Genomic DNA, 19,977 nt, shown 5'->3' with positions numbered 1-19,977 from the left:
AATCAGTCATCTCCTTTCTCAGCACGGTCGTGAAGCTGCGCCAATACTGCCTTCAACTTCTCCGGGATAGGCAGACCCAGGTGGCCTGCGTTTTCCAGAAGGGATACGCCTTCATTGGAGATGTAGAAGAAAATAATTGCGGTACGCATGACCGAACCGGTGCCGATCACATGGACATCCAAAATGTTCGCTGCACCGACCAGCATGAAAATCAACACCTTCCGAAAGATGCCTTTGAAGCCGACTTCGCTGGACAGCTTGTGGTCGATGATGGCACACATCACACCTGTGATGTAGTCCGCTACCACAAATGCAATCAGCGCATACAAAAGGCCATCACACCCTCCCAGGAACCAGCCAAGCCAACCGCCGACTGCGGTAAAAACGAACTGGGTCGCATTCCAAAATTCCTTCATGATCAAATCCTCCTTCTCATAAAAATTGGTATGAAAAAAGCACCTCCGAAGAGATGCTTGATTCCAAAGAAACACACCCTCACTCTTCCGTGATGGTGTACGTGATTTTCATCGTTTTATCTGCTGTCTTGATAACCGGGGTACCAAGGTTATTGATGGTTGCCAGGTATGGCGTGTACAGATAGAGTTCTTTATACAAGTAATTGTCCGAAGTCCGCCACAACCACTCTCTGAGTGCAAAAGTCTTGTAACGAGACAGCTGGCTTCTGCCCCATGATACAGCACCGTTTTCCGGCGTTTCTCTAACATACAGTTTCGGCTCACCATTTAAGAAATACCAGCCGTTGATAACGATATCATCGTCAACGATGTAAGTCAGATGGTTTGAAGAAACATAGGAAATGCCCGGTACGACTTCGATGTTGGCCACATTGGTGGTATCAATGCGATAGATGATTTTTCCAGAATAACACATGAGCCATTTGCCACTCATGCCGATACTGTAAAACTCGCTGATACCGCTGGGAACAACGATTTTTTGGGTCTTACATCCGTTTCCGTCAACCGCATCCATATACCACTCATAGCTGACGTGGCTATAATAGTCATTTCCTCCACTGGTATAGCTGTACGACTGATTATCTCTACGGACAATTCCGTACCACTTTCCATCAGCACCATGAAACAGATAGTTTCTAACATCGCTGCTTGTGCTATATGGAGCCTCCGTTCCGTCCTTACTGCCACCCGTGTAGTGGGTGTAGAGCGGATAATGCCCCAATTCAATCGCAGTTTCTTCCTGGGGTTCCAGAACCATTCTCGTCAACGGCCTGTCTACCAAACTTGCATGAAGAAAATCATCCATATACTTCCGCAGAGTTGCCTGGGTGGAATTATAGTAGGTGGTCATCTCCAGACGGTATCCTTCCCCAATATACAAACGCTTGTTATCCCGGTATGCCCCCGCAGAATATTGACTATGCACAGAAGAATATGTTCCGAGCCGAACCATGTAATTGTTGGCATACTGCGTTCCTCTCCCGGCGAGGGTATTGGAAAGGCAGACCGCAGAAATGGTACCGTTGGCCTGAGATGTGGCAAAATCCCAGACAAAACGAAAGCCGCCATCCACAACCTTACTCTCTGTCAGGTTCCGGCTTCCACGCCGGATATCCTCCGTGTTATTGGCGTCATCGGAAGCATAGCCGATGAGGGGGTTGTCCATTGGGGCATAGATATTGTCGGTGCGTTCCTCAATCTCATTCTGGTATAAGAGGATACCGCCCATAATGTTTTTCTTAAGGGGAAGTTTCCACGCATCACCACTCGAATTGTTAAAGCTGGTGTTGTTATAGAGAATCCCCATGATATTGGTGTTGAGGACATCCATGACGGCTTCTGTGACCAGATTGGTATCCTCATATACTTCTTTCTGACCCGTATGCACGTTGGTCAGTTCAATCACACTTTTACCTTTCAGCATCATCATTCCTCCGTATTCAGATAATCTGTTGTGATAGATCTCAGGTAGCCGTCTGCACCGCTGATGACAAAGCGGTACTTGATCTGCCCGGTGATTGCCTTTTCTGCCCATGAGTCCACACTGATTGCTTCTAAGGCAGCCTTCGACATACCAGACTTTTCTTCAGACAGCCGCGCCCACATGGCGTCCACACAGCCCCACCAGGACTCTCCATCGTCAAAGGAAACCGCAAAAAGGACATGGTCATCACAGTCAGCCGTTACCTTTTCGATGCCGAGGATCGTGGCATCGGACATATCGATGTTTTCCGAGTAAAGCACCTGCGGAATGGGAACACCTGTGTAGGTTGCCTTAAAATCCGGGAAACGGTTCTCGGAGTCGTGCCAGTACAGAATCGTTGGGTCTGTGAGTGTCACCAGCAGATTTCCGTCTGGAATGTCCTGTACTCCGTAGGTTTCAAATACCTCGGCGGTGAGTTCTGTCTCCTCCATCTTCAGAAGCACCCCATCTGCCACCGTGTACAAGGCACCGCTGGCATCCGTAACCAGATAACGGCGGTTGTACGGGTCCAGAAAAACAGGGGCATGGTCTTTCAGTTCAAAGGTCGTCCCAGTCTCGTCCTGTGGCTTGAACGAAATGACCTTTCCGGAAAGGGGAACGAAGGAAATGGAGCCAGCCCCCGTCACCAGGTTGGAATCCGCAAGATAGCCGCTATTGGTTGGGATGGTTTCAAACGATACGCAGATATCGCCTGTATCAAAGAAGATCACATCCCAGACCATCCGGGTAGCATCGATGCGGTTTCCATGCACTGAGTAGCCTTCCCAGCGGACACGGAGGAATCGGAAGGCACCCCAGAGCGTCCCCTCTTCTCTGCGGAGAATCATAAGGTCTGCATCCCGGCGTACAATCCGCAGATGCTCGGTATTCTCCCCGATGCCCATCCAGGAGTTGCCGCTGACATACAGCTTGGATGCCGTCTTTCCGTTATACTGGAACCAGTCCACACCATCGATCGTGTCCGTGCTATCATCGTTCAAAGAATTTCTCAGCACAGCCATGTTTTCTGTGCTTTTCAGAATGTCATCTATTGTTCCATAATCAAGCATTTGTTACCTCCAGATTTTCGATTGATTCCATGTTGCCAAGCCCAAGAGAAAATGCCGCCAGCCTGCCACGGTCAATCTCCATGTCCACGCCAGTGATTCGTTCATCGTAGTTGCCCCTCATCACTACTTGTTCACCTTCGACTCTGGTAAAATCATTGAGGACAAGGTTCAGCGCATACAGAACGTACTTGTTCACAAAAGGCAGCGTGTCAAAGGGAAGGACTTTAATGGATGTGAGGGCTTCAAACGGAGCAGACGGAATGGTGAGCCGTATCATGCGACCACGATTCAGCCTGGACTCCACAGTGCCGGACATCTCATAATCCTTGCGTAGAGAGAACACATCCGCATCCAGCACATACTTCTTCTGATACACCATCTTCCTGGCATCCGCAGTTTCCACGACATCCCGGACAATCGGTGCAAACAGGCGAAGGTCATCCTGGATGGTATGCAGAGGCATTCCTGTAAGGGCAATGGATGCAATGCTGTCCGTAAGCCCGGTGCGCCCCGGTACAATAAATTCCAGAGATAGAGCATCGTGAAGTGTGTGCGTTTCCATAGAAGCAAGTAGCAAACGAGGCAGAGTGTCATCCGCCGTAATGCGCCCATCCCAGCGTTCCTGCACACCAAGCCCCTGTCCGGTGATGGTAGCCATGATGTTCTGCACTCCGATCACTGCCGTACCATTTGTCATGGTCAGCAGTACATCAAAAGTATGCAGCTGATTCGCTTCCAGCTCGATAATGGGGTAATACAGGTTCAGCAGATGGTCACCGCTTGACCAGGTTTCCATCGGATGGAACTCTTCCACCTCATGCCCGTCCAGCATATAGGTAACGGTGATGCCAGCCTTTCCATCCTCGCTCCAACAAATAGGAAAGGAAACGACCTTCTTGTTTTCGACCTCATTGCCGTCCTCATCCGTAGTGGTTCCCAAATCCACGGTTGCCTCTGCGGTAAGGTTCCGTTCCAGTGGATCGGTGGTAACGTGGAGAATCGCTTCGGCATGGAACTCTGCATTCGTCTCATCGCCGGAGGCAAATTCCATATTGATGATCGGGAACCGTTCACTTCCGATTTCCAGTTCAAAGGCGTTGGTGAACGAATAGATACTGAGCCTGCTTGCATTGATGGAACTGATGAGTCCGCTGATATTCTTGTCGTTTTTACTCTTTGCCTCGGACAGCCTTGGGTTTTTGCCTACACACCGAATAGACTGCTTTCCATTGATTTTGGTATTGATGTAAGTGATGGCGGAGATTTTGGTTTCGTCTGCATGACCACCTGTGAATTTTAGGACATCCCCAAGGTCAAGAGCCGGATCGCCAATGGTGTCCGAATCAAACGGAACATACTCCACCACGCAAATCGCATCCAAAATGGTGTTGATGATGCGTTCCCTGGTTTCATCCAGACCGAACTGCAGCAGAGGGTTTACCCCCAGATTCATCGTCAGGCCATCGTCTGGGTCTTTCGCATAATACTCCGCCGTTTCCGTTTTCTTGTTTGTAGAACTGACCGCAGTATACCGGGTCACGAAATCCGAAAAGCTGCTGCTGAACCGATGGCGGCTGTCCACCGATTTGGATGCCGTATTGCCATACGGGACAAGAAGCAGTTTCCCGTATCGGTCAATCGTGGCAAAGCACCCCAATGCCTGGGCCAGATAGTACAGGAAATCACGCCAGGATTCGATGTCGTTTTCCTGGTAGATACCAAAGAGTTCTGTTCCGTTGGGGAGGGCTTCAATCTCCTCCTGGGTCTGTGCCAGCTCCACATGGCAGGCTTTCGACAGAATGGAGAGAAAATCATAGGGAAAAGCACTGGATAATCCTTTATTGAAATCCTTGTCCAGGTTGAGCATTGCATCATAGGCTTTTATCTCCAGGGTCTTAATGCGGCGGTTCGCTTCTGCTACGTAGAACACTCCCATCGGCACGGTTTCGGTGCTTCCGTCAGAAAGCTGCAGATGGAAATCCAAGGTGATGCAGGCATCCTCCAATGTATATCTGTCCACATTGGAGAACAGAGAAATCCCAAGTTCTGCGGCATACACCGTTCCCAGTTCAATCTCCGAAGAGCCGGAGCATTGCCGGACGATGTACCCAGACCCCTTCACGATGTCGCTGTTTTGAAATGGATACTCTTTTCCGGCTTTTGTAACGATTGTTCCTGTCCAGAAATACTTCCGGGAGGGTTCGGCAATCAGCTGTCTGTATTCATCTGAAACTGGATACATACCATCCCTCCCATCAATACTCATTCAGGTCAAAGGACACCTTCCACAGCCCTTTGTAGGAGGTGTCCTTTTCCAATGTGCTTTTAAATCCATCGATATACATCTGCGTTACTTTGAAATCCAGTGTCTCTGTATCAAAATATCTCACGGTTAAAATAGGCTCCCTTCGGAATGCAGAGAGCCGCCGGAGCCAGTTCGGGCTAACCTGGAAAGATACCTGAATCTTTACGACCCCACTTCGGATAACATCCCTTTGGTTCGTTCCGGCTTCGGTCTCACCAGAAGAATCTGCCTCCACATCATTCAACGTCATGCTATAAGCAGTCGGAAGAGGCAGGTCTTCGCCATTGATGTTCAAATATTGAATATATGCCATGTTACCTACCTCCACTTCTTAAACTTGCACGTTGCTGTGCGGTAATGATGACCTCATCCAGCTGAGAGCCACCAAGATATACAGGGATAACGATATCCCCGGCGTTCTGCGGATTCATCCGCTCTACCATGTCACGGATACCGGACAGGATACTGAACACAGCCCCATCAGACACACCGCCTCTTGCAGTGCCGCCGCCAGCCATCTGCATCGCAGCAACCTGTGGGTTGATGACCATGTCCGATGCCACACCGGACACTGCCTTCTCCACCAACCCACGGCTCTTCTCAATGCCTTTTGCAAGGCCAGCCATGAAGTCAGGCATCCAGCTTTCGTATTCCGTCAGAGGACCCTCGTCCGGCACGGAAAAGTGCAGGAAGGATTTGATCTTATTTGCTACGCTGCTGACCGCATCACCGATGGCACCGATACAGCTTTTGATGCCGTTGACGATACCCATGATGATGTCCTTGCCCCACTGGAATGCCCTGGACGGCAACGAGGTAATAAAGCTGATGGCACTATTGAAGCCGCTGACAATCGTGTTGTAGATGCCGGAGATAGTGCTTTTAATTCCGTTCCACATGGAATTGAACACATTCGATACCGTATTCTTGATGGCGTTGACCACCGAGGACACGGTACTTTTGATGCTGTTCCACACTGTGGAGATCGTATTCTTGATACCATTGACAATGGTGGTGATGACCGTTTTGATTGCATTCCAAACCGTAGTGAATACAGTCTGGATGGCAGTCAGCACCGTGGTGATGATGGTCTTGATGGTGTTCCAGGCAGTAGCCAGGAAGGTGGAAATCGCCGTCACGATGGTTGTCACAATGGTCAAGATACCGTTCCAGATCGTTGAGAAAAAGGTCGAAATAGCGGTGAATACTGCGGTCACTGTGGTCTGAATTGCCGTCCACGCTAATGACAGGAAAGTGGAAATCGCTGTCACCACAGTGGTGAAAATAAGCTGAATTCCTTCCCACAATCCGGAGAAAAAGTCGCGGATTCCATTCCAGACAGTCTCTGCCGCCAATTTGATGGCTTCCCATGCCGCTGTGAAAAATTCACTGATTGCAGTCCACACCGCTACAGCCACTGCTTTGATGTTCTCCCAAAGGTCAATCCAGAACTGCCGGAAGCCCTCGCAGTTGTTCCACAGGTAGATGAACGCTGCGACCAGGGCGGCAATCGCCGCAATGATGAGGAAGATGGGGTTTGCCAACATGGTAGCATTCAGAGCGGCAAAGGCACCCTTCACCACATTGATGACTCCCGCAATCTTTGGAACGATAGTCATAATCGTACCTACGGCACTGATGACTTTTCCGATGACAATCAACACCGGTCCCAGAGCAGCCGCCAATAGCGCCACGGTCATAATGACCTTCTTGGTACCCTCGTCCATCCCGTTGAGCCAATCCACGAACTGCTGAATCCAACCTACGATCGTGCGAATCGCTGGCATGAGAAGTTCGCCAAAGGAAATGGCGAGTTCCTCCAGCTGGGACTTAAGAATCTGAAGCTGACCTGCAAGATTGTCCTGCATGGTAGCAGCCATCTCTGCTGATTTGCCGTCACAGTTTTCGATTGCACCGGACAGCTTATTGATGTCTGCTTCTCCGGCATTCATCAGGGCAAGGAAACCGCTCATGGCATTCTTACCAACAAGAGTCTCTGCTGCCGCTGCTTTTTCGGATTCAGAGAGTCCGCTAAAGGCAACACGGCAGTCTGCCAGAATGTCAGAAAGGCCACGCATCGAACCATCCGCATTGGTGGTTGCAATGGTGACCTCTCCAATAGAAGAACCGCATATTTTAACTTCGCCTGTCAGGTTGTTCATGATAGTACGAAGGGATGTACCTGCCTGGGAGGACTTGATTCCGGCATTTGCCATCAGACCGATCGCTTCTGCCGTATCCTCAACAGAAAAGCCCAACGCACCCGCGATAGGCGCACAATACTTGAACGTTTCACCCATCATGGAAACATTGGTGTTAGCGTTAGAAGATGCCGCAGCAAGGACATCTGCGAAATGCCCGGAATCATCTGCCGACAAGCCAAATGCTGTCAGAGCGTCCGTTACGATGTCCGATGTAGTTGCCAGATCTTCTCCGGATGCGGCGGCAAGGTTCATAATGCCCTCGATACCGCCAAGCATATCCGTTGTTTTCCAGCCCGCCATTGCCATGTAGTTCATAGCTTCGGCTGCCTCGGATGCAGAGAATTTTGTTTTTGCACCCATCTCTCTTGCTTTGTCACGCAAGGCATCCAGGTCTGATCCGGTTGCCCCGGACACAGCCGCCACCTGGCTCATGGCAGTATCAAAGTCGGCAGCGGTTTTGACTGCCGCCGTACCAAGAGCGGTAACAGCCCCGGTGACCGGGAGCAGCTTCTTTCCAGCGGACTCAATGTTGGAACCAACTGTCTGCAGCTTTTCACCCGTTGCGGAGATCTTCCGCAAAGCGGTGGCGGACTGGTTGGCCTGTTCTTCCAGACGCTTGAGTTCCTGCTCGGTTTCTACTATCTCACGCTGGAGAGCATCATATTGCTCCTGGCTGATCGTACCGTTTTTCAGGGCTTCGTTTGCCTGCTCCTGCGCCGTTTTCAAGGTCTGGAGTTTATTCTTTGTTTCCTCCACAGCCTGTCCAAGCAGCTTATGCTTCTGCGCCAGCAACTCCGTGTTCCCAGGGTCCAGCTTCAGAAGTTTCTCCACGTCCTTCAGCTGAGCCTGGGTGTTTTTGATTTCTTTATTGACCCCCTGCAGGGCTGTCTGTAGCTTTGTGGTATCGCCGCCAATCTCAACGGTGATTCCCTTAATTCGATTGGCCATACAGATACCTCCTCGTCTTATTCACCATACGAAAAAGTGCCTTTTCCCGGATAGAATTTCTCCGTCACCGGATCGTAAAATCCGAGGACATAATCTTCTTTCCTGATACAAGGCACAAAATTTCTCTGCAATATATCGTTTTCATAAATCTTACAGCTGTAGATACGCCCCAAAAACTGCGTGGACGCACGAATGAATCCGTTCAAAATGAAGAGATAGAGCGGCTTCGATGCAGTGAACTGGGGATAGCCGGAGATTTTATAGCTGTTCTCTTCAATCCGAATCATGTTCTTGTTATGGTCTACACGGTATTTCTCACCTAACGTCATTTCCGGTATACTGATACCGATGTTCACACCGTAGTCCACTCGGTTTTTTATGAGAGAAAAACGTGGACTCTCTGTACCATAGGCAACTGCAAATTCACTTTCAGACATCCGCTGTATCGTGATGCAAATCCGTGTATCCTGATTCGGCACATATCCCGTATCCACATAGCTGGAGTATGAAGTTGCTTCTACATACGCTACTTGATGATACTGATCTGGCAGCACCGTGGGGTGAATCATTTCTCTGCGTCTCATAAGACCACCTCAATTTCGCTCCACAAAACAGACCATTTCGTTCCATCAAACAGCGCGTTGATTTCACTTCTTGTGTTTGCGTTTGGGGAATAGGTGAAAGGGATGATATTTCCCTCAATTGCAAGCTGACAGGGTATTCCGGCGTTATACCAGATCACCGCAATCTCTTCTCCCACATTTGCATTATCGGGAAGTACAATGGATAGCGTTTCAATGGTTCCAAGGCAATACAGTGTATTTGCCTGTGCCACTTCATCCATCTGGGTTTTAACGGTTTCGAGGTAGGAAGTTCCTTTTTGCCCCGGCTCACCTTGCGGGCCAGGAACACCGGGCTTCCCCTGGGGTCCCGTGATATCAGCAAGGGACACCAGCTCGTTCCACTCCTCGTCACCGACATAGCGCCATTCAATACAAATGCCGCTGTTTCTTAATTCAACCTCCCGTCCCGACTCTCCGCCGCCTTTGATTGTCACTTTGCTTAGGACTTTTTCGCCGGAAAGCAACGACAGGAGATTATCCTCGTATCGCAGGGTATCCGCTTTCATCCCCAGAAGTGCGACTATCTGTGCATAGACATCGGGGGTTGGAGGTTCCCCTGGAACAACCTCCTCACAATACCCGCTTTCATATACACGCACAAACACCTTATCCACTGTGACAAGGTCACCTGCAAATACGGAAACAGAGAATGTACCCGGCCCTTTAAGAACCTCCCAAGGGATCAGGCAGGCATCTCCATTCAGAATCACGGGATAGCTGCCAAACAAGGCTGTCTTTTCTTTTTCGTTCCATTCCTCTGTCAGGAAGCAAAACTGCGCATGAAGATAATTCTTGCTCTTTGCCACCACACGGAAGGAATCCGTTCTGCGGATATGCTGATTTGTTACATCGAATGTCAGAATTGGCTCCATGTCCTGCCTCCTTTTAGAAATTATCGAAATCAGCCTGAGTGGCAATTTCTTTATACTTGTAATTATCGTTACCGCTCTCGGCATACATATCGTTGACCATGCCAATGGAAAGCAGGTCGAGGTCACGGATAGATATGCCAAGCTGGACACACCGCAAAAGAAAGAGCGGGGTTGTCATTTCCCGCTCACTCTTGCGAAGTTTTTTTTAGACTCGACTTCGGACTGGATATTCAGCCCCCACAGTTCAATGATCTCCGGCAGCACCTGGTAGATGGAGAAGGTACTGAACTCATCCAGCCACTCCTCCGGCGAATCCGGCACGGCAGTCGGGTCTGCGTGTTTCGCCATGATATAGGCGATATTCTCGAACATCTCCAAGGAGAACAGGTCGAGGTTGGATTCCTCTGCGCTGGAGGAGTCCACGGCCTTTTCCAGATCACGCAGGTCTTTGTAGATGTCACGGTGGAATTTCAGACGATAGATGCGGGGAATTGCCGCACTCGCCTTGAACACCACATCCTTGCCATCAATCTGGATTTTCTTCGTCATTCCCATAATCCTTTACCTCCCTCTGTTAAGAATCCGACTTTGCCGAAGTCGTTGTGGTAGAAGTGGTCTTATCCACGGACTGCACTGCCGCCTCTGCCGCAGCGGAAGGCATATACACCGCTTTGTACCAGTCGTTGTAAACGGTAGCATCCGTGGTGTTGCCCGTCTTAGCCTTGACCATGCCGTTCGCCAGTGGTGTTGCTTTGATGGTCAGCGTCTCCGTCTGGACTTCCTTGCTGTCCTCGTTGGTCTTGCCCTCGATGCCCGGACGGGATGCGGAGCAGTTATACAGCACATGGCGGATGTGCTTCTGGTCACCATCAAACTCAAAGAGCAGGGCGAAGGACGCCAGTTCCACATCGGCGTTTTCGATGAGGACACCTTTCGCATCCAGTTCCTCTTTCAGCACTTCGGTTCGGAAGGACTCCGGAATCATCGCCAGTTCCAGATCACCGTCATATCCCATGTTGTTGTTGATGACGTAGTAAGCCACGCCGTCCGCATAGAAGTTCTCCGGCTCACCGTTGGCATCCAGAGAGATGGAAACGGAACCGGGCATAGGAGTCGGCACAGCATAGGACACCGTCCCGTCCTCTGCGATGGAGAGCAGGGCGTAGTGTGCATTCTTAAGGTTGAATTTCACCTTATTGTTCTTTTCAGACATAGTTAAACCTCCATTTCAAATTGATAAAGGACTTCATACAGCTTTTCGCTGTCGATCCATACTTCGGTTTTGTTATAAAAAATGGAGGCTGCGTCAAGCGCGTCCTCCAGCTTCTGCTCCACCGCCGGGTCTTTCCTGTCGGTGTACAGTTCAATATTCACCTGGTTTATCTTGTAATAGACCTTTCCGTCAGCAGAGAAATTATTGCTGCCGGGACAAAGGTAGCAGATAAACGGTGGTTCCGGGCTTTCTCCCTCTGCGAAATGGTCATAGGCAACGGGGATGCCCAATGCTTTCAAGACTTCCAAAATCTTATCCATTCCGCAGGCTCCTTTCGATATCTTCTTCCAGCTGCCGGATTCCGGCTTCTTCTGCCGGGGCAATATGGGGCTGTGCTTTGGTGCGTCCTCCGCCACGTTTTGCGTGACCATGTTCCAAAAGATGCGCCAGCTGATACTTGTTTTTTGAATGAACAGTAAGTTCCAAAGAAGAAGAGGTTTCTTTCGTGGTCTTAACAGCCCAACTCTTCGAATACGCTCCTGTTTTCTTTGGTGCATTCGCCTCAATGTCCTTCTTAATATTGGACCCGGCTTTCCTTACTGCTTTTTTCACATCCGCTGTTGCGAGTTCAGCATATTCCTCAAGCCCCTCCATGATAGCGGCAGCCATGCCATCAATCGATACTCTGTCAGAACTCATCTCTACCGCCTCACTTTCCGGCATTTCAGTTTGATGCTTTTATGCCTGAAATTCATGTGATCAACAGAAAGAATGTCATAAAGATCATCTTGGAATCTGACACGGAATCCGGTGGAAGTGACCGCAGCTGTTTGTTTACACCAGCGGACTGTAAAATCCGCTGTGGAATCATCCACCACCATACCAGCTTCTGTCATCTCTTTTCCACCTTCTGAACTGACCGTGGCATAACAGAAATAATAGGGCTGCCAGGAATTCACCCGGTTACCTATCGCATCAGATACCACAACATTCTGTAGAATTGAGATGCGGACATTCAGCTTACCGATATTCATCAGAACACCTCCCTACGGTCACCGAACAACAGAGAACGGAGGGAAAGTGTCAATGCATGATAGTCTGCATCCTCACGGTGTTCATACTGATAAGCAACTGCGTAAAGAACAGCGGTCCTGGCATTTGCGTTATCTTCCAAATCCGCAGGGTCATCGGTTCGGAGAATATCCATGCACAGCTGATGCCCGGATTGAATGAGATTACCAATGAGTGCATCATCGTCCTCAAAATCCACCCGCAGATATTGTTTCATTTCATCCAATGTCACAATCATGTGATTTCACCACCTCCGTTGCTTTATTGTTGGAAATGCCACCCGTTTTTCAGAGTGGCATTTCCGTGGATTTAGTTAGATGCCGTGCTGACACCCTTCATCTGAAGCACCTTGATGGCCTCCGGCAGAACCAGTTTGCCATCCACACGCTTGGATGCCAGGAAACCGACCTGTCCCATGTCTGCATAACGCTCATTGAGACGCTTGAAGGTAATGCCCTGGCGGTCACCGATCCAGTAGAAGGAAAGGTCACCGAACATGATAACCTTGGCACCGGCGGCGATTTCAGGCATATAAGGAGAAGTCAGAATCTTCTTGCCAAGGAGAGTCTCGTGGTCACCCTCATGAAGAGCGGGCTGCCACAGATACTGACCGTTGGAATCCTTCAGCTTACGAACCGCACGGACGGTGGAGTCATTGAGAATCCACACAGCGTTCTTTCTGTAAGGAGCCTTAACGCTGTAATAGAGGTCGATGATCTCATCGGCGGTGATTGCCTTCTCGCTGGCAGCAGTCACACCGATTTCCGCACCACCAGTGGCATTCAGAATACCAGTAGGCTTCTTATTGCCGTCACCATTAATGAAGGCTTCCTCTTCCTTGGCACCGATGCGGCGGGCAAACTCTTCCTGGAAATACTTCTCCAGATCGAAAGCGGAGTCATTCAGAAGCTCCTCGGAAACCTTGATGACGGTACCGACCTTGTGGGCATCGATCTGCTCCTGGCCAAATACATCATCGCTGTCACCGTAGGAACCGCCCTCATCGATCCAGTTGGCAGAACCCTTGGTACGGACCACCGGAATCTTGTGGACACCGTTGGAAGTAGTGAACACATGGGCGAGAGAACGGATAGAGCCTTCCTCTTCCATGCCGGAAACCAGCGTGTTCTCAAACTCATCGGGAACCAGATAGCCGCCCTCGGAGTCAACACCCTCGGACAGGGCATTTCTCACTTCGTAGGAAACACCGTCCTTGGCACGGACCTGAGTCCAGAATGCCTTGGTGTAGGCATCAGATGCGCGGCCGACCTTGGTGTCCGGCTTCTTGGTGTTCTCAGGCTTTTCGGTAATAGGCGTGGAAACGGGAGCAGCCATCTCACGCTCCATAGCATCCAAACGCTCCTGGCGCTCGATCTCCTTGCCCAGATTCACAATGTCCTGCTCCAGACCCTCGTAAATCTTGACATTCTCTTCGGAGAGGATGCCCTTATCGTCACGGTTGGCAGTCAGGAAAGCCTGTGCCTTATCCCAAGCCTTGGCGCGCTGGGTACGCAGTTCATTAATCTTGCTCATAGTAAAAATCCTCCTTAAGGTTTGATAAGATTGAGACGGGTCATCAACTCGTCATAGGTTTTTCCTGCCTGTGCAGGCGTTTCATCTTTGACGGCAGGAATCGCTGCCGCCTGTGCCGGGGTCATTCCTTTGTCCTTCGGCTTGTAGTGAGCCGTCAGCTTGTTCATAAGCCTGGTTTCAGTCTCTTTGCCGGAGAAGGCATATGCCGGAATGTCTGCCGCATCCTTCTTGGAATCTTTCAGAATGTCATCCGCAAAGCCAAGTTCGATTGCCTTGTTTGCGTTCATCCATGTTTCGGAATCCATAAGGTGGGACAGCTTTGCACGGGAAAGACTGGTCTTGATCTCGTAAGCATTCATAATGCTTTCTTTGACCTCGTCCAGCATTTCGATGGCTTTTTCCATGTCTGCCTGATTCCCATAGGCCATCGTCATGGGATTGTGGATCATCATCAGAGCAGTGGGTGCCATCAGCACCCTGGTACCGGCCATCGCAATGACAGATGCAGCGGATGCCGCAATGCCATCAATCTTGATGGTCACATCGTCTTTGTAATCCATCAGCATGGTGTAAATCTGGCTTGCCGCAATGCAGTCACCGCCAGGGGAATTGAGCCACACAGTCACGGGGCCTTTGCCTGCAAACAACTCATCGTGAAACATCTGAGGCGTGACATCATCGTCAAACCACGAAGTTTCTGCGATGGTGCCGTAGAGTTCAAGAACTCTCTCCGACCCTTCGTCTGCCTGGTTCTTCCATTCCCAGAACCTTTTCTTTGTCTTCATCGGAACCCTCCATTTCTTTGAGATTGTTATTTGCATAAGCCGCCCCGGCAGAAACCAGGGGAAGCATATTGCCATTGACAAGATAGAGGTCACCGCCCAGTTCCGCAGGGATTCGGTCAAGATCCTCCAACTCACGGATGTCATTTGCGGACATCCAGCCGTTCTGCCTTGCGGTGGCATAGCCGTTCATGCGGCTTGCGTAGTCACCACGGAGCAGACCTTCCACATTGAATTTGAAGAACAGCGTCTTCTTCTCCTCTTCGGTGAGAAGCGTCCTCTGCAGTGCCTGCTCCCACCGGATGACCCAGGGGTCAAGCGTGTATTTCACAAACTCAAGGGACTGCTGCTCAATATTAGAAAAGCTCGACTTTTCAAGGTCCCCCACCATATGCCCAGTTAAAATGTAGCCAGTTCCCCTCATGCCTTGATTTTACTGGGCTTAACGGCATACAAAACTGTGTTTTGTGTTGCACTTTCCTTTATCATATCTGTCTTTGCCTTATCCGTCAAATGCTTTGCCTGAATGTTCAGTTATGCATTTTACGTATAATCTTTTATTCTCAACGATGAAAAGATGTGTCTGCACACATCTCTTACATCTGGTTAATTTCAATGTTATAAGTTTTTGATAAAACTCAAATCCTGTTTCTTCAATGCCTTTTGCAACTTTTCGTTCTTTTTCTTCAGTTCACTGTTCTCCCTAGTCAGGGCTGCCACTTTCTGATTCAACAGGTCAATCTGCTTTTCCATTGCCATATTCAGGATTTCTCTTCTTGGATCTATCATTCCGACCTGTTCTTCTACTGCCTGGTTCATAAGATCCCGGACGGTTGGATTTTTATAAAAGAACCCTCTGGATAATCCGGTTTTCTTCATCAGTTTTGGAACTGTGATACGTTCTTTATTTGCCAGCATATCCTGGATTGCATGCTGGGCAAGACCAATTTTTTCTTTGCTCTTTCTCTGGTTTTCTTCAATCATCTTGTCGTATTTGTTCATATTCTTCTCCCCATCCGTCCAAAATTGTATAAATGATGTCACTCATCATCTGCCGGATTTCTCTGGTCTCGTCTGCCATTCTCTGATTGCTCATCTTTCGGTAATGCTGTACATTCCCCAGTCTCTTATGTCCCAGCAGCCTTGCTATTGTCCAATCATCCAGATGCATTTCTGTCAGTTTAACTCCATAATAATGCCGGAACATATGTGTTCCAAATCCGAATAGCATTCCGTTGTCATCCCTCAGTTCTTTTTTCTGTATCATAGACATAACCTTGGATTTCATTGCCATGTACTGCATCGGTCGATCAGGAGCATTCTCGTCTACAAATATGTATTTTGTATCTTTGAATTTTTCCTGTGTGTATTCAATGGATCGCTGTATCAGTTTTGCCAGTTCATTACTGATTGGTTTTTTATACCTTTGGGTTTTAACCTGGTATATTTCAATCAGATACTTTCCATTTTCTTTTATTAGGCAGTTTATTTTTAATGTAAGCGTATCGGATATTCTGGTTCCCAGCATCTGGTGTATCAGAAGGCATCTTGCAATCTGTACATCAAGCTTCGTAATTTCTGCATTCAGCCTTTTCATCTCTGCATCAGAATACACCTTAAATTCTGCATTTACTTCCGGTGGAATATCGGTATTGATAAATAAATGCTCTAACCTTTCGTAACCGTAAATCTTCCCAATTGTTTCTAACTGCCGCCTTAATGAAAGTACATAAGAACTATTCCCGGCTCCTGATGTTTTTGATGTTGTCAGACTAATCAAGAATCCTTCCAGTATATCCCGATCTATTTCACTACAGCTTTTAATTTCAGGATACTCTCTTTTTAAATATGCCGAGAATTTTCTCATTATTGTCAATTCTCCAGCTATTGTCCCTATCGCTTCATATTTCAGATTCATGTAAACAGCTTTTTTGCATTCTTCCCGGATATCTGGCTGGTATATTTTTCTGAAGTCCAGGGTCTCTATGTTATAAATAGGATTATATCTAATTTCTATCTTCAGATTTTTTAGTCTCCAGACATCCTTTTCTATCTCATCCCTTAAGTCCTCTGGTTCCAAATACCTCAGGATTCTTCTAAAATACAATATTTTTTCTGCTTCTCCATAAGTAACAGTTCCATAAACACTTTTTTTCTTCTTAGTAGTCGAAATTCCCTGTTCCATCATCCAGCCTTTTAGCAGTGTTATCCATTTTTCTTCTGTGCGATCATCGAGGCTATTGATATTTCGATTTATTTTACTGTTTAAAAACTTTACAATACAGTTATAATTGAGTCTGTCAAAACGCAATTTTGAATAGTTTCCAATTTGACCACGATACATAATATAACTTCGGAATTCTTCTTTTAGTTTCTGTGTTGGAAGCAGTGACAAATCAAACTTTCCATTATCTTTATTTTTTCCCTCTTTTATACAATTTGGAAATTCACTAAAGTAAATGACATCACTTTCCATTTCATTCCCCTTTCTTCAGCCACGAAGCCAGGCTGCTCTCCTGCATACTGAAAAATTCTTCATTTGCCTGTGCTATTTTCTTTGGCATATAATCAATGTATTGCCTTGTCATTTCTTCATAGGTGTGTCCGAGATAGTCACGAATACTCTGGAGTGATACATCATTGTCATAAAACATGGTAGCCACTGTATGCCGATAGTCATGAGATTTGAAAATATATTCTCCATTTGCAATTTTATTTTCTCTGCATGCCTTTAGCATTTGGTCGCGGAATGTCTGATACAGACAAGCTCCATCACCTTTTGCATTCTTAAAAATATATTCGTCTGATTGAATATCATATTTTTTAAGATATACTTTCATAAGCTGATATAATGCTTTGGGTATTGGTATTTTCTTATAATTTTTCATTTTGACCTGGTATACCTGAATCCAGTAATCTTTTCCCTGCTGGCAGTAAGCATTTCCTTTTAAAGTACACACCTCACTTGCCCGAAGTCCCAAGCACCATAGATGCAGGAACATACACCGAAGTCGTTCTGGAAAAAGATATAATTTTTTTAAAATCTCCATATATACGGTTTCTTCTACACTTCGGTCATGATGTACTGTTATTACCTTTTGCTGGAAATACTCTATACGAAATGGCATTTGGGGAATATACTTCCGGACTTCCATAAACTTAAAGAAATGTCCTATACCGAATATCCGCTCATTAAAACTTTTCGCTTGTATTTTCCGCTCCCGAAGGCTCTTTGCATATTGTTCCAGATGTTCTGCCTTTGCATCTACAGCAAGGATATTTTCCTGCTCAAGCATTTCCAGAAAATTCCTTATAAATATAAATCTGTTACGAATTGTACTTACTGCCTGTCCAGTCACACCAAGCTCATATTTCATGTATTCCTGCAGGATTTTACGGTTCTGCCATTCTCTTATCTCCATAAAAGAAATACTTTTTAACGAGCTACTTTCGTTAATGCGACTCTTATCTAAATGAAATTTTTCTATGTACCAGACCGTTGCATCCCATTGAATCCGTTCCTGCTGTATAAAAGCATCTTTTCTGCATTCATCTATAATGCCTAAATGCCTCATTAGCGTTTTATTTTTTGTATCTGCAAAATCTTTGGAAATTGTTTGAATCTGCCTTATTTCCAGCAATCCAATGTCCCGAATATTCTGCTGAACACAGGAATCATATAATATCTTTAAAGCCTTCAGCCTGTTATTTCTATATGCTATACTTTCCGAAGTCTTTGCAACAATGCGACTCAATGTAGAAAAAATCTGCCGTTTTAGTATTTCAGAACAATTCTTCTTGAAATCCCATACCAGAACTCTAAGATCCTTAATATATTTAAAATCACAGGCAATCTGTTGATCCGGATAATATTTCAGGTAAAAAACTTTATTCTGGTATCGCCATTCATAAAATCTTTTTCCAGTCAGTGTCTGCATCTGCTGGTATATGTGCTGTTGTTTTATAACATCATATATACCCAGATACCACATGATTTTATCAGGCTTCAATTTTTTTCTTAAATATTGCTCGTAGGAAATCTGCAGTTCATAATCCATTTCTGTTAAACTCCAGACTTCTCTGTCTGTCAGAAATTTTTTCACATGATTAACTGGTGTTTTTACTTTTATCTGTATCGGAAGTGAGTCAATCTCTGCATATAATTCCTGCTTCTTCTTTTCAATGTCCTCTTGATATTCAGTCCTGCGTTCTGCCTGCTGTAGTAAATATACAGGCATTTTTCACACCTCCTATTCCAGCAGACGGTCTGCTCCGTAAATAGCAGCATGCTGTTCGTAAAACTCGTTGCTTGCCTCTACCAGCTCGTCATCCAACCAGTCCAGATACTTTATCGTAGTGTCCAGATGCTTGTGTCCCAGTGCCTGACTGATCATCTCCAGTTGCCATCCGGCACTCTTTCGCATATTTGCAAAATAGTGGCGAAGCATGTGGGGGGTGATTTTGATTCCGGTTTTCTTTTCCATCCGGTCTAACATATCGTATACACTGTCTACCTTTAAGGGTTTTCCAATGCCATCGCCCATAATGTTTACAAACAGGTAATCCTGATGCTGCAGGATTTTCCGGTATCTTGCCAGATAGTCCATCAGGAATTCAAATGTGTCCTTGCTTATCTTGGCACTCCGGTATTCTGCATTCTTGGCTCTTGCTTCGTTCTCATTATCTTCCCGAAAGCACACCCGGATCATGTGGTTCTTATAATCAATATCTTTGACATATTTTACGCCCAGAAGTTCTCCGATGCGGTATCCGGTTTCTGCTAATAAAAGCAGCAGAAGCTGATCCCTGCGATTGGTACACGCCTGTAGGATCGTCACAATCTGATTTTCCTTTGCTGTCCTGCCACGGTGTTCTTCCTCTTTCAGGTAACCTTTAAAAGAATGATTTCGGAGTACCTTTTTAACACCGACCTGATTGACTGCTATGATCTGGTTATAAGATAATGTCTTGAGGCTGCCATACTGTTCGTATTCTGCCTCTATAAATAAATAGAACCTGAACACATCTTTTAAATATGCGTTGCAGGTTCCCTGATTTGGACATTTCTTCGGTTTTCCATTGGCTTGTTCTGTGTGGTTCCCGGCTCTGAGCCAGTATAAGAAATCCACAAAATGCTCTGTCTGTTTCTCGTATCCTAACTGATAGACTTCGGTAAGTTCCATTTCCTTTTCTTCCATGTAGCCCATATAATAGCAGATGGCAAAGGCGGATCGCTTTACGGTATTTGGTGATCGTCTGCATTTGATCTTGTGCATCAGATATTTGCTCGGCAGTTCTACGATTGCCATCGTATCCAGATCCCGGATGTAAAAATATCGTTCTGTCCCATCTTTTATCGTTTCTACTTTGTAGCTCATGTGAACTGCCTCCTTTCCTCTAACGCTATACACAGTATAC

Annotated in this window: 21 protein-coding genes and 1 pseudogene; all 22 read right to left on the bottom strand. The window is 47.0% G+C overall.

What is annotated here, in order from left to right; genetic code table 11:
• Window positions 1-2: 2 nt before the first annotated feature.
• The 22 genes and pseudogenes from ACTQWB_RS07905 to ACTQWB_RS07800 all read right to left on the bottom strand — a co-directional run bounded on the left by ACTQWB_RS07905 (window position 3) and on the right by ACTQWB_RS07800 (window position 19,937).
• Window positions 3-416: a phage holin family protein gene (locus ACTQWB_RS07905; RefSeq protein WP_441046839.1), complete on the bottom strand. Its 414-nt coding sequence runs from the start codon at window positions 414-416 to the stop codon at window positions 3-5.
• Between the two features lie 79 nt (window positions 417-495).
• Window positions 496-1,899 (bottom strand): hypothetical protein, encoded by a 1,404-nt coding sequence (locus tag ACTQWB_RS07900; protein WP_441501337.1) that lies wholly within the window; start codon window positions 1,897-1,899, stop codon window positions 496-498.
• 2 nt (window positions 1,900-1,901) lie between these two features.
• A complete protein-coding gene (locus tag ACTQWB_RS07895; RefSeq protein WP_441501336.1) occupies window positions 1,902-3,008 on the bottom strand; it encodes a hypothetical protein in 1,107 nt (368 codons plus the stop codon).
• Entirely contained in the window at window positions 3,001-5,250 is a 2,250-nt protein-coding gene (locus ACTQWB_RS07890; protein WP_441501335.1) for a hypothetical protein, read from the bottom strand. Before ACTQWB_RS07890 ends, ACTQWB_RS07895 begins: the two co-directional genes overlap by 8 nt.
• Window positions 5,251-5,263: 13 nt before the next feature.
• Window positions 5,264-5,626, bottom strand: a complete 363-nt coding sequence (locus tag ACTQWB_RS07885) for a hypothetical protein (RefSeq protein ID WP_441501334.1) — start codon at window positions 5,624-5,626, stop codon at window positions 5,264-5,266.
• A gap of 1 nt (window position 5,627) precedes the next feature.
• Complete coding sequence (locus tag ACTQWB_RS07880) at window positions 5,628-8,465, bottom strand: phage tail tape measure protein (protein WP_441501333.1); 2,838 nt, start codon at window positions 8,463-8,465, stop codon at window positions 5,628-5,630.
• Between the two features lie 17 nt (window positions 8,466-8,482).
• Window positions 8,483-9,049, bottom strand: a complete 567-nt coding sequence (locus ACTQWB_RS07875) for a hypothetical protein (RefSeq protein ID WP_441501332.1) — start codon at window positions 9,047-9,049, stop codon at window positions 8,483-8,485.
• Window positions 9,046-9,960, bottom strand: a complete 915-nt coding sequence (locus tag ACTQWB_RS07870) for a collagen-like triple helix repeat-containing protein (protein ID WP_441501331.1) — start codon at window positions 9,958-9,960, stop codon at window positions 9,046-9,048. The genes ACTQWB_RS07875 and ACTQWB_RS07870 overlap by 4 nt, the downstream gene beginning before the upstream one ends.
• Window positions 9,961-9,973: 13 nt before the next feature.
• Window positions 9,974-10,138, bottom strand: a complete 165-nt coding sequence (locus ACTQWB_RS07865) for a hypothetical protein (protein WP_441501330.1) — start codon at window positions 10,136-10,138, stop codon at window positions 9,974-9,976.
• The gene (locus tag ACTQWB_RS07860; protein ID WP_441501329.1) at window positions 10,135-10,515 is read right to left on the bottom strand and encodes a hypothetical protein; all 381 of its coding nucleotides are present in this window, start codon (window positions 10,513-10,515) and stop codon (window positions 10,135-10,137) included. The genes ACTQWB_RS07865 and ACTQWB_RS07860 overlap by 4 nt, the downstream gene beginning before the upstream one ends.
• Before the next feature lie 19 nt (window positions 10,516-10,534).
• Window positions 10,535-11,173 (bottom strand): major tail protein, encoded by a 639-nt coding sequence (locus ACTQWB_RS07855; RefSeq protein WP_441501328.1) that lies wholly within the window; start codon window positions 11,171-11,173, stop codon window positions 10,535-10,537.
• A gap of 2 nt (window positions 11,174-11,175) precedes the next feature.
• On the bottom strand, window positions 11,176-11,493 hold the full coding sequence (locus ACTQWB_RS07850) for a hypothetical protein (protein ID WP_441501327.1): 318 nt from the start codon (window positions 11,491-11,493) through the stop codon (window positions 11,176-11,178).
• A complete protein-coding gene (locus tag ACTQWB_RS07845) occupies window positions 11,486-11,872 on the bottom strand; it encodes an HK97-gp10 family putative phage morphogenesis protein (protein ID WP_441501326.1) in 387 nt (128 codons plus the stop codon). Before ACTQWB_RS07845 ends, ACTQWB_RS07850 begins: the two co-directional genes overlap by 8 nt.
• A gap of 2 nt (window positions 11,873-11,874) precedes the next feature.
• Complete coding sequence (locus ACTQWB_RS07840; RefSeq protein WP_441501325.1) at window positions 11,875-12,207, bottom strand: phage head closure protein; 333 nt, start codon at window positions 12,205-12,207, stop codon at window positions 11,875-11,877.
• Window positions 12,207-12,482 carry a head-tail connector protein gene (locus tag ACTQWB_RS07835; RefSeq protein ID WP_441501324.1) on the bottom strand — a complete coding sequence of 92 codons (276 nt, stop codon included), beginning with the start codon at window positions 12,480-12,482 and terminating at the stop codon, window positions 12,207-12,209. The genes ACTQWB_RS07840 and ACTQWB_RS07835 overlap by 1 nt, the downstream gene beginning before the upstream one ends.
• Before the next feature lie 71 nt (window positions 12,483-12,553).
• A complete protein-coding gene (locus ACTQWB_RS07830) occupies window positions 12,554-13,777 on the bottom strand; it encodes a phage major capsid protein (protein ID WP_441501323.1) in 1,224 nt (407 codons plus the stop codon).
• A gap of 14 nt (window positions 13,778-13,791) precedes the next feature.
• Window positions 13,792-14,562, bottom strand: coding sequence for a head maturation protease, ClpP-related (locus ACTQWB_RS07825; RefSeq protein WP_441501322.1), 771 nt, complete (start codon window positions 14,560-14,562; stop codon window positions 13,792-13,794).
• Window positions 14,495-14,953, bottom strand: a pseudogene (locus ACTQWB_RS07820) (phage portal protein); the annotation flags it as partial. The pseudogene ACTQWB_RS07820 and the gene ACTQWB_RS07825, both read right to left, overlap by 68 nt.
• Window positions 14,954-15,177: 224 nt before the next feature.
• Complete coding sequence (locus ACTQWB_RS07815) at window positions 15,178-15,561, bottom strand: DUF6262 family protein (RefSeq protein WP_441038424.1); 384 nt, start codon at window positions 15,559-15,561, stop codon at window positions 15,178-15,180.
• Window positions 15,536-17,035 (bottom strand): tyrosine-type recombinase/integrase, encoded by a 1,500-nt coding sequence (locus ACTQWB_RS07810; RefSeq protein WP_441038423.1) that lies wholly within the window; start codon window positions 17,033-17,035, stop codon window positions 15,536-15,538. The genes ACTQWB_RS07815 and ACTQWB_RS07810 overlap by 26 nt, the downstream gene beginning before the upstream one ends.
• A 1-nt stretch (window position 17,036) precedes the next feature.
• Window positions 17,037-18,797: a tyrosine-type recombinase/integrase gene (locus tag ACTQWB_RS07805; protein ID WP_441038422.1), complete on the bottom strand. Its 1,761-nt coding sequence runs from the start codon at window positions 18,795-18,797 to the stop codon at window positions 17,037-17,039.
• 12 nt (window positions 18,798-18,809) lie between these two features.
• Window positions 18,810-19,937, bottom strand: coding sequence for a tyrosine-type recombinase/integrase (locus tag ACTQWB_RS07800; protein ID WP_441038421.1), 1,128 nt, complete (start codon window positions 19,935-19,937; stop codon window positions 18,810-18,812).
• Between the last annotated feature and the right edge of the window lie 40 nt (window positions 19,938-19,977).

The sequence above is a fragment of the Blautia sp. HCP3S3_H10_2 genome, from assembly GCF_052122375.1.
Lineage (GTDB): Bacteria > Bacillota > Clostridia > Lachnospirales > Lachnospiraceae > Blautia_A.
The sequence above is the reverse complement of the archived record's forward strand: the minus strand, read 5'-3'. Positions and strand labels throughout refer to the sequence as shown.

Bases quoted from the DNA above. Each gene is read 5' to 3' on its own strand.
- ACTQWB_RS07885 (WP_441501334.1), bottom strand. From the start codon at position 5,626: ATGGCATATATTCAATATTTGAACATCAATGGCGAAGACCTGCCTCTT.
- ACTQWB_RS07825 (WP_441501322.1), bottom strand. From the start codon at position 14,562: ATGAAGACAAAGAAAAGGTTCTGGGAATGGAAGAACCAGGCAGACGAA.
- ACTQWB_RS07805 (WP_441038422.1), bottom strand. From the start codon at position 18,797: ATGCCTGTATATTTACTACAGCAGGCAGAACGCAGGACTGAATATCAA.
- ACTQWB_RS07880 (WP_441501333.1), bottom strand. From the start codon at position 8,465: ATGGCCAATCGAATTAAGGGAATCACCGTTGAGATTGGCGGCGATACC.
- ACTQWB_RS07855 (WP_441501328.1), bottom strand. From the start codon at position 11,173: ATGTCTGAAAAGAACAATAAGGTGAAATTCAACCTTAAGAATGCACAC.
- ACTQWB_RS07830 (WP_441501323.1), bottom strand. From the start codon at position 13,777: ATGAGCAAGATTAATGAACTGCGTACCCAGCGCGCCAAGGCTTGGGAT.
- ACTQWB_RS07850 (WP_441501327.1), bottom strand. From the start codon at position 11,493: ATGGATAAGATTTTGGAAGTCTTGAAAGCATTGGGCATCCCCGTTGCC.
- ACTQWB_RS07890 (WP_441501335.1), bottom strand. From the start codon at position 5,250: ATGTATCCAGTTTCAGATGAATACAGACAGCTGATTGCCGAACCCTCC.
- ACTQWB_RS07875 (WP_441501332.1), bottom strand. From the start codon at position 9,049: ATGAGACGCAGAGAAATGATTCACCCCACGGTGCTGCCAGATCAGTAT.
- ACTQWB_RS07870 (WP_441501331.1), bottom strand. From the start codon at position 9,960: ATGGAGCCAATTCTGACATTCGATGTAACAAATCAGCATATCCGCAGA.
- ACTQWB_RS07860 (WP_441501329.1), bottom strand. From the start codon at position 10,515: ATGGGAATGACGAAGAAAATCCAGATTGATGGCAAGGATGTGGTGTTC.
- ACTQWB_RS07800 (WP_441038421.1), bottom strand. From the start codon at position 19,937: ATGAGCTACAAAGTAGAAACGATAAAAGATGGGACAGAACGATATTTT.
- ACTQWB_RS07840 (WP_441501325.1), bottom strand. From the start codon at position 12,207: ATGAATATCGGTAAGCTGAATGTCCGCATCTCAATTCTACAGAATGTT.
- ACTQWB_RS07900 (WP_441501337.1), bottom strand. From the start codon at position 1,899: ATGCTGAAAGGTAAAAGTGTGATTGAACTGACCAACGTGCATACGGGT.
- ACTQWB_RS07835 (WP_441501324.1), bottom strand. From the start codon at position 12,482: ATGATTGTGACATTGGATGAAATGAAACAATATCTGCGGGTGGATTTT.
- ACTQWB_RS07815 (WP_441038424.1), bottom strand. From the start codon at position 15,561: ATGAACAAATACGACAAGATGATTGAAGAAAACCAGAGAAAGAGCAAA.
- ACTQWB_RS07905 (WP_441046839.1), bottom strand. From the start codon at position 416: ATGAAGGAATTTTGGAATGCGACCCAGTTCGTTTTTACCGCAGTCGGC.
- ACTQWB_RS07845 (WP_441501326.1), bottom strand. From the start codon at position 11,872: ATGAGTTCTGACAGAGTATCGATTGATGGCATGGCTGCCGCTATCATG.
- ACTQWB_RS07865 (WP_441501330.1), bottom strand. From the start codon at position 10,138: ATGACAACCCCGCTCTTTCTTTTGCGGTGTGTCCAGCTTGGCATATCT.
- ACTQWB_RS07895 (WP_441501336.1), bottom strand. From the start codon at position 3,008: ATGCTTGATTATGGAACAATAGATGACATTCTGAAAAGCACAGAAAAC.
- ACTQWB_RS07810 (WP_441038423.1), bottom strand. From the start codon at position 17,035: ATGGAAAGTGATGTCATTTACTTTAGTGAATTTCCAAATTGTATAAAA.